This is a genomic window from Enterobacter sp. IF2SW-B1, assembly GCF_001743375.1.
Lineage (GTDB): Bacteria > Pseudomonadota > Gammaproteobacteria > Enterobacterales > Enterobacteriaceae > Enterobacter > Enterobacter bugandensis.
Map to the genome: position 1 here is coordinate 1 of NZ_MJAA01000023.1, position 2135 is coordinate 2135.

At 40.7% G+C, this 2135-nt stretch carries 2 protein-coding genes; one reads left to right on the forward strand and one right to left on the reverse strand.

Features of this window, described 5'->3' with window-relative positions:
* Window positions 1–268: 268 nt before the first annotated feature.
* The gene (locus A6013_RS23530; RefSeq protein WP_045260750.1) at window positions 269–1168 is read right to left on the reverse strand and encodes a LysR family transcriptional regulator; all 900 of its coding nucleotides are present in this window, start codon (window positions 1166–1168) and stop codon (window positions 269–271) included.
* A gap of 128 nt (window positions 1169–1296) precedes the next feature.
* On the opposite strand from A6013_RS23530, the gene A6013_RS23535 reads away from it, so the two are divergent.
* On the forward strand, window positions 1297–1869 hold the full coding sequence (locus A6013_RS23535) for a flavin reductase family protein (RefSeq protein ID WP_028012260.1): 573 nt from the start codon (window positions 1297–1299) through the stop codon (window positions 1867–1869).
* Window positions 1870–2135: the final 266 nt, after the last annotated feature.

The window sequence follows — 2135 nt, forward strand, 5'->3', positions numbered from 1 at the left end:
TTGTTTACCTCACTGGATTGTTACCGGTAAGGCCCGCCTTACCGGCGGGAAAATGGCGAACGTTATCCCACCTGAATTCGACAGGTGATAATAATGATTGATTCGAATAGCACAAAGTGTGTTTTCATCGACATTCAAGTTAACAGGGTTTGGATGAAAAACCAGCATTTTTTCACTTATACGCTTAATGTCCGCTGTTCGCTCTCAGCGGACCTTCAGCTCAGTTAGATCGTCCGCTCTGTGCCAGGAGCGGACGTTGAGGAGAATATTATTTTGATGTGAAATATTTGCGTAATATTTTTTCTAATAGCGAGAAAACGACCGTCACCCTTTTGGGAGTAATCAGCTGGTAAGGTCGATATAAATAAAATTGCCATTTCTCCTGTCGGAGTTCTGGCAGTGGGGGAACAAGTTGGCCGCTTGCTAAGTACTCCCTACAGATAAAATCGCTGGATTGTACAACCGTTTTTCCGGCCAATGCAGCCTGAATTTCGGCGTATGGGTCTGTAGTATAAAACTCAATATGACGAGGGACGAAAGTGTTCACTGCGTCACTCATAAACTCAAATGATTTTCCCGTCTCAGGATTAATTAAACCACTAAATGGATAACGCTGTCGAAGATCTTCTAAATCAGTAGGTGCTCCCAGACGCTCAATAAGTTCAGGGGATGCAACCAAAATATGTTCAACTTGTCCGATGTTTTTAATGATAAAGTTTGGATTAGGTTCTCGCCCTACACGTATACCTATATCGATACGATGCTCAATAGTATCAAGTTTCATCATATCTAAACGCCAGTCGATAAATAACTCAGGATAGGGGCGTAGTGCAGTCAAGAGTTCATACAAAATTTGTTCATGATTTGGAAATCGAAGTAATGTGATGCGAACAATACCTTTCATTTCATTATCATCTTTCGCCATCTGAAATAATTTTTCAGAATCTTCCAGCAGTCGCTTCGCTTGGGGTAAAAATAGTTCGCCGAAACTGGTGAGAAAGATCGAACGAGTATTGCGTTTGAATAAAGGTTCACCAAGTTGTTTCTCCAACTCAGCGACTGTTCGGGTTACTACTGATGGTGAAACCGACAGTTTGATGGCTGCTTCGCGGAAGTTCAAGGTCTCAGAGGCGATGATGAAAAATTTTAGTGCATCAAGTTTGTTCATGATTATTGTGAAATTTGCAATAATGTATTTTGATAATAGCAATTAATTTGCAACTATTCCAGCCATATAATCGAACAATCAAATAAGTAACCTGTCTTACTTTTTATCAGAACTCAAAAGAGTAAATTATGTCAATTCAACCAGTAGAGTTAAACAAAGCCTATCGTTTATTACAGGTCGGGCCAACCACGATGATATCGGCTAAAAATGATGGCATTGAAAATGTCATGGCAGCGGCCTGGGTGGGATTAGTAGGCAATAACAAAGTGATGGCTTTTATAGGTCCACAGGCATTTACTCGCGGGCTTGTAGAAAAAAGCGGATATTACGCTGTCCAGATCCCAGTAGTAAATCAGATGGAAATGGTTTTATATGCTGGAGGCCACAGTTATTCCGACACACCAGATAAAAATAGTAAAATCCCACTATTTTATCAGAAAGAGTTTGATCTGCCTCTAGTTGAAGGTTGCGCTGGCTGGTTAGTATGTAAGGTCATACCCAATGAAGAAAATGAAAAGCAGCACAACTTGTTCTTGGGGGAAATTGTCGGAGCATGGAGTGATGACCGCGTTTTCAGAAATGGGCACTGGATTTTTGATGATGCGCCTGATGAATTACGTACTGTCCATTACGTAGCTGGTGGACAGTTTTATGCCATTGGCAAAGGTACAAAATTTAATTATGGTCCGGGAAAAGACTAATCCTTACTTCTGTATAAATGTAGCCATATAACATGGCTACATAGAGGTAGTAGCAAAAAAAATAACAATTAAGATGTCCGCTTTTCGCTCTCAGCGGACCTTCAGCTCAGTTAGATCGTCCGCTCTGTGCCAAAAGCAGACGTTGAAAACATTGTAGAATCGAATATTGCTATAAAAGCTAGAAGAATTAATAAGCCGCCAGCAGACGGCTTATGTGTAGAAAGGTAGATTCAGCTGTATTCAACGATATTAAACCCTTCATCAGC